Here is a 6,430-nt window from a genome sequence, read left to right on the forward strand (position 1 = left end):
TGAAAATATTGTATCTCGTGAATACGGCAAAAGCAAGTGGTGTGGCAGAAATAATTTGTACAGCGAGTCGACCGCCCCGAACCCTCCGATTTCTAAAGCTACCGATTTGGTTTGGGGCGGATCTCTTCACTCACGCGCATTCCTCCCGACGCTCACCTGGAAGTAGAGCGCGGGACTCCTGCTGATTTAGTTGAACTGATATTATGTTCGATCGCGCTCCCTAACCGTAGATCGCAAACCCTAATTCGGGAAAAAGAACTGCAAGTAAATAGATAAGATCGGTTCGCCCCAGAGAGCTGTAATGGCTGCACCGAGAGCCAGAAACGGGCCGAAGGGCATGGGTTGACGACGATCGAGCAATCCGATCGCGATCGCCCCACCACCAACCAAAGCCCCGGCTAAACAAGCGATAAATGTCGCTAGCAGCAAGAGTTTCCAGCCCAGCCAAGCTCCCATCAAGGCTGCTAATTTGGTATCGCCGCCACCCATAGCAGTCTGCCCGAAGCCGATCGATCCTGCAAGTCCGATCGCGTCAAACAGCCACAATCCGACAACTGCTCCCAAAATTCCGTCTAGTACCAGATAGTGCACGGAGTCGATCGGGCTAAATGTCGGCCACCAACCCTTGGCGATTTGGAAAACCAATCCGAGTATCAAACCCGATCGAGTCAAAGCATTAGGCAAAGTCATTGTATCGCAGTCTATCAAAGACAAAGCCAACAGCCAGCTAAAAAAAGTCCATAACCCCAGTGTTTGGACGCTTACCCCAAACTGCCAATAGATCAGCAAAAACAGCAAACCCATAGCTGCTTCCACCAGGGGATAGCGGGCAGAAATCCGACTGCGGCAGTGATTGCAGCGTCCCCGCAGCCACAGCCAACCGAACACGGGTATATTTTCGTAAGTTCTGAGTTGATTTAAACATTTGGGACAGCGAGAAGGAGGATGTATCACCGACAAACCCGCAGGCAACCGATAGATTACCACATTTAGAAAGCTGCCGATCGCTGAGCCGATGACAAAGACGATCGCGGTGACAAGGGAATTAAATATTATTTCCATTAAGTTGTCTGTTGACTGTTGAATGTCGGGATTTATTAGTTGTTATTTGTTAAATTGTGTCCTGTAAATTACTAATCATCTTTGTAGTAACTAATCCAAATTCTCTGATTTTGATGCGGACTAAAGTCCTCACTACGAACCTGATTTTTCCAATTGTGCGATGTGTTATTATTTTAAGGTGTTACCAATCACTAATTACCAATTACTAATCACCAACTATCAATTACCAATTACCAATTACCAATTACCAATTACCAATTACCAACTGTCAACTGTCAACTGTCAACTATCAACTGCCTAATACATTTGAGATTCAATTTCGTCAAAAGTAACAAAACGTTCACCGGGCAACAAAACGGGATGCGAAGCAAAAATTAGCTGACCTCGATCGCTTCCTTGACTGACAACTACACCGGCAGGACGCTGCATCTGCTCGGAATGCACTTTCAAATACATACCATAGGCCGATCGAGCAACTCGGATCAAATCGGGAGCGATCAAGCTGTGACTTTGGGAAATTTCTATCCGGTGTTCTGAGTTGGGCTGGTATCGGGTCACGGGAAACTTATGATAATGGTATAGGTCTAGCTATTGGTTTTGGCTTGAGATCGATCGAACTTACCTTATTTTTTAAGAATAGACTAGGTGGAAATTAATACATTAACTTACAATCCTCCCTTGGCTGCGATCGAACTGCGACTGCGAGCTCTCCTTTCGTCTGAACTCTACGCTGGTGCGTGGGTAGATCCATCGCCGGCGACGTTAATGGGGGTTTTCGAGCACCTGCGGAGTCTCCGCTACATCCTCCACGACTACGTGCCCAGGCCCGTGTCCGAATCTCCGGCCAACCCTGGGGAGGTTCGCTACCAATGGCAAACAGGCACTTTGCTGTTCACAGATTTAGCTGGGTTTACGTCGCTGTTGGAAGCAAACACAGCCCAGGGGCGCAAGGGCGCTGAAACGCTGTTGGGGGTGATTAACGACTATTTTGCCTCAATGATTGAAATCGTCAGCAAGTCGGGGGGGGATTTGCTGGAGTTTACAGGAGATGCGCTGCTGGTGCAGTTTCTGGGAGGGATTGACCAAGAGGAGGATACAGCTAGGGCGGTGCGGGCGGGTTTGCGGATGCAGCGGGCGATGGCTAAATTTGCCAATATCGAAACGGCACGGGGTGTTTTGTCTTTGAGGATGCGGGTGGGTATCCATTGCGGTCGCTATATTAGTGCTGATATCGGTACACCGCTGCGGATGGCTCACGTACTGCTGGGGCATTCAGTCCAGCAAGCCAAGCAGGCTGAGGGTTCTGGGACTGTGGGGCGGGTGTGTTTGACTGAAACTGCTAGTTCGTCTTTGGGGGAGCAATTTCGTTTTGAATCGTGGAAGCCCGGTTATTTGTTGGTGGCAGATGATTTCACGGACGATCTACTCGGAGAGTACGATATTACTTTGACTGGGCGGCGGATGCCAAGTTCGATATTGCTCGATCGCACGGTATCGGGTTTGGTGAGCGAAATTGAGGAAGCTGTGAAGCGGGTTGAACCCCTTGCTAGTTATATTCCCAAAACCATCTTGAGACTGCTGGTTGAAAATGCCGACAGGCGGAAAATCCCGCCGGATTTTCCCGAACCGACGGTGATGTTTGTCAACTTGATCGGTTTACCGGAGTTGGTGGACAAAGCAACGCCAGCGGAGGAAGCTAATCTGGTATTGGGCTGTTCTCGCGTGTTTGCGCTAATTGATGCTGTGGTGTCCGCGAAAGGGGGCGTCTTGCAAAAAGTAACGGCGCATTTAGACGGTTCGGATATATTGATTTATTTTGGTGTACCGGACGTTCATACCGACGATCCACGTCGCGCGGCGAGTGCGGCGATCGCAATTCGGGATCTAATTGCCAGTTTACCTCCGATCGTTATCGGCGGTGAAAATGTGAAAGTAAGCTGTCAAATTGGGCTGTCTCGGGGCCCTGTGTTTGCTGCTGAGGTTGGGGAACCGCGAGGGCGCAGGGAGTTTAATATCCTCGGCGATACGGTGAATACGGCTGCTAGGCTGATGAGCAAGGCGGGGGAAAATGAAATTTTGATTGGCGAAAGGGTGTTTGAGTCGATCGGGCTAAACTTCGATTGCGAGGCTTTGGGATCTGTTTCTTTGAAGGGCAAATCTGCTCTGACTCCGGCTTTTGTGCTGCACGGTTCAAAGGTGGAGAGGGGAAAAGGCAGCGTTTAAATAAATTTTAAGACCTAGGCAAGTGGTATTATTGGCTACTCGCACAGACTAAACTCCGATCGATATTTCACCGTTCCGCTGCAATCCTGCAAAGCACCTCTTTCTAACTCCAACACCATAAAAGCTTCATCAGGTACATCATATTCGCATCGCAACATCTTGCTACTAGCAGGAACGAACCCGAAACGCGAATAGAAATCAGGAGATCCCAGCACAACCACTGCCTGAAAGTGCGATCGGGCGCACTGTTTTAAACCCTCGCGGATCAGCAGCGATCCGATACCTTGCCGCTGATAGTTTGGTAAAACTGCGACTGGCGCCAACCCCAGAATTGACAAAGTGCTAGAACATTCTCCTGCGATGACAACCGGACTGAAGAAAATGTGTCCGACTACTCGATCCGATTGTACCGCAACCAAGGAAAATGTAGATGCAATTCCCCGCAGGCGATCGACTAAATTTGCCTCATTTTCTCGCCCGAATGCCACAATATTGACATTGCGAACAGTTGCTAAATCTTCTGGCTTTTCAGTACGGATATCCATAGCTAATACCAAGAATGAGAAATCAATGCAACGGGTGCATCTCAGTTTTGCATTTAATAGTGCTGTCCCCGCTCGCGTATTATACGATACGCGAGCGGGGACGCTCGCACTATAAGAAAAAAATGCTTTTTATAAAAATGAGATGCTCCCAATGCAAAGATATTGGTAGGGTGTGGATTCCTCGATAGTATCCAAAAAGAGGCGAAAAATCGATCGAGCGACGCACCAACGATATTGGTAGGGTGTGTCGTCCTCGATAGTATCCAAAAAGAGGCAAAAAATCTATCGAGCGACGCACCATAGACAATATTTTATAAAACAAACTCAACATCAATTATTGTAGCAAGGATGTTTGAAATTGGTATAATTCCTGTGAAAGCTACACTCGAATATAGCTTTGCATTCCCTCTGCCGGCAAAACAATCAACCGCTGATTTCTCAAGTCCGGTTCTAAACCCAAATCTTCGAGGGGAATTAAGCCTAGTAAAGGTTCTTCTCCTGCGGGAATTTCTACACAATCATATCTGCCTTCCCGGCCAGCCACGGCAATACTGACATCTTTGAACAGACGAAATTGTCTGGCTCCTATTGCTGTATTTCCTTGGATTTCACCAACTAGGGTTAAACCTAACTGACTGATAATATCTGCTGGCAAACAGAGTCGAGTTGCTCCTGTATCGACTAAGACGTTATCGATGGTGATAGAGCGTATTTGCTCTGGGGGGATGAACCCTCTTTCTCCCAGGATTTCATCAATGTGATTGGTCACGGTTATTGTTGCGGTAACTCTGCCCATTTTTTTATTTTTTTATTTTTCTATAGAATGTTTTCTGTTTTCGGGTGCATCTGGCGCAAGGCGAATATATCCGTAGGGGCGAAACATGACCGCAATCAATATGGGATTATAACTAATAACTTATAGGCGGTCATGCTTCGCCCTCTTCCAAAACCAGATGCACCCCTGTTTTCGTTGACTTTTGATAGAAAAATATACAACCTAGGGTGCATATTCTATATTTTAACAATATTTGTAACTGAGAGCTATATTTTTATTTTTTGCTGAATTTCTGCTGACAAATGTTGCACATTAATAGCAAAAATGCTCTCTAAATATTGATTGTCTCAGCTTCTTCCATTGTTGTTTAGAAACATCTGCGCGAGTTTTGTCACCCGATGGATCGCGGATAGTCCAAATTGTATCTGCAATGCGATCCTCTTCGAGGGCTCCGCTAACAAGCGATCGCCCGTGAGAACGATAGTCGAAGTCCCAGAAAGCATCACCGGCGCAATCTCCTGGTGTAGCAATCATTTCGCGATCGACTGTACGGCGAATCGCATTCCATTCGCGGATGTAGATAGGAGAATCGTCCGATCGCAATTTGCGATCGCCTAATTGAGGATTAACCTTGTAGAAAAACCAATCCGTAAGATTATCCACGGCTTGAGTTCGTGATTCTAAATCCCGCGCTGTAGCACAGTCTAGATTTGGGCCGAGAAACATGGCAAAAGTTAACATACACACTGCGGAAAACTTCGAGATTGACTCGATCGATCGCGATTTAATTAGCATAGTGATGCGCTCCAGTCTTATAGTCCACAATTAGAAAGAAACATCTCGCGTCGAATTGCTGACCATTCGCTGATGCCAATTTTATCGTTTGTAGGAATTGGCTGTCCAGTCCGTTGAGGATGGCGGCTGTAAAAAATTGTATCTGCGAGGCGATCGTAAGTTTGCTCGTAGGTTTCGCCGTTAATTACTGTGAATTCCCATCCTTTGTCTTGTGGCGAGACTCTGAAGCAGACTTCTTGTACCGACTTGACTCGCGGATCGATCGCCTCGCGTAATTTTTGCCATTGATTGCTATATTCGCGATCGTCCGTTTGGAGTTTGCGATTGTTTAGTTGAGGATTTACCCTGTAGAATAGGAAGTCTGTCAATCGATCGACGGCTTGTTCTCGCGATTCGGCTTTGGCTGGATGGGGGCCCAGGAGGAGAAGGGCGATCGCAAAAACACAAACCATTAATAATCTGGAGAGGGGTTTAATTGACAGCGACTTGACTAACATAGCAATTTGGCATTAATTCCTACTGATATCTCCACCATCTTAACCTGCACTTACGCAAGAGTCCAGAAAGCAGATTTTCATCAGAATACTTCGTTACAGTCCGTAAGTAGATGAGTGGGAAAATACATAAGTATGTCATTGCGAGCTCTTAGCGAAGCAATCGCAATCGCTATGATATCATTCCGATACTACCGGAAGTGATACAATTTTCTGTTATTCCTGAAGTTCTGCTAATAACTGTTCCCCGAAAGGATGTTCTTGCAATTTCTCATATGTCAAATCTCCTTTGCTGATGCCTTCCCGACACAATCCAACATAATTTTTCCAACACATGAGAACTTTAGGATGATTTTCTGGCAATTTGGTGCGAATAATTTCCGCTGCATCAAAATACAGCGATTCCGCTTCCGAGTACCTTCCTTGGGATTTATAAAGCAATACGGTTTACTTAAGGTCGAACAAGTGGTACACTAAGTATGATGTATAAAAAAGTAAATCAAGTATAGTGCCGTACAAAAAATTATTATTAGAAT

General features: G+C 46.3%; 8 protein-coding genes. 1 reads left to right on the plus strand and 7 read right to left on the minus strand.

The genetic code is table 11. The features are described from left to right. Positions 1–240: 240 nt before the first annotated feature. Positions 241–1,062: an A24 family peptidase gene (locus JGK20_RS16035; protein WP_293231344.1), complete on the minus strand. Its 822-nt coding sequence runs from the start codon at positions 1,060–1,062 to the stop codon at positions 241–243. A 297-nt stretch (positions 1,063–1,359) separates the two neighbouring features. Further along, the gene (locus JGK20_RS16040) at positions 1,360–1,620 is read right to left on the minus strand and encodes a hypothetical protein (RefSeq protein WP_293186221.1); all 261 of its coding nucleotides are present in this window, start codon (positions 1,618–1,620) and stop codon (positions 1,360–1,362) included. A gap of 87 nt (positions 1,621–1,707) precedes the next feature. Here JGK20_RS16040 and JGK20_RS16045 point away from each other — a divergent pair, with 87 nt between their 5' ends. Further along, a complete protein-coding gene (locus JGK20_RS16045; protein WP_293192690.1) occupies positions 1,708–3,285 on the plus strand; it encodes an adenylate/guanylate cyclase domain-containing protein in 1,578 nt (525 codons plus the stop codon). A 35-nt stretch (positions 3,286–3,320) separates the two neighbouring features. Here the strand turns inward: JGK20_RS16045 and JGK20_RS16050 are convergent, their stop codons facing one another. The 5 genes from JGK20_RS16050 to JGK20_RS16070 all read right to left on the minus strand — a co-directional run bounded on the left by JGK20_RS16050 (position 3,321) and on the right by JGK20_RS16070 (position 6,335). After that, the gene (locus JGK20_RS16050; RefSeq protein ID WP_293192693.1) at positions 3,321–3,830 is read right to left on the minus strand and encodes an N-acetyltransferase; all 510 of its coding nucleotides are present in this window, start codon (positions 3,828–3,830) and stop codon (positions 3,321–3,323) included. A 379-nt stretch (positions 3,831–4,209) separates the two neighbouring features. Continuing rightward, positions 4,210–4,626, minus strand: a complete 417-nt coding sequence (locus JGK20_RS16055; RefSeq protein WP_293192696.1) for an aspartyl protease family protein — start codon at positions 4,624–4,626, stop codon at positions 4,210–4,212. 291 nt (positions 4,627–4,917) lie between these two features. Next, positions 4,918–5,400 carry a hypothetical protein gene (locus JGK20_RS16060; protein ID WP_293198907.1) on the minus strand — a complete coding sequence of 161 codons (483 nt, stop codon included), beginning with the start codon at positions 5,398–5,400 and terminating at the stop codon, positions 4,918–4,920. Positions 5,401–5,417: 17 nt separating this feature from the next. After that, entirely contained in the window at positions 5,418–5,897 is a 480-nt protein-coding gene (locus JGK20_RS16065) for a hypothetical protein (RefSeq protein WP_293231346.1), read from the minus strand. A 213-nt stretch (positions 5,898–6,110) separates the two neighbouring features. Then, complete coding sequence (locus JGK20_RS16070; RefSeq protein WP_293186232.1) at positions 6,111–6,335, minus strand: tetratricopeptide repeat protein; 225 nt, start codon at positions 6,333–6,335, stop codon at positions 6,111–6,113. Between the last annotated feature and the right edge of the window lie 95 nt (positions 6,336–6,430).

It is taken from the genome of Microcoleus sp. PH2017_05_CCC_O_A (assembly GCF_020738785.1).
Classification (GTDB): domain Bacteria; phylum Cyanobacteriota; class Cyanobacteriia; order Cyanobacteriales; family Microcoleaceae; genus Microcoleus.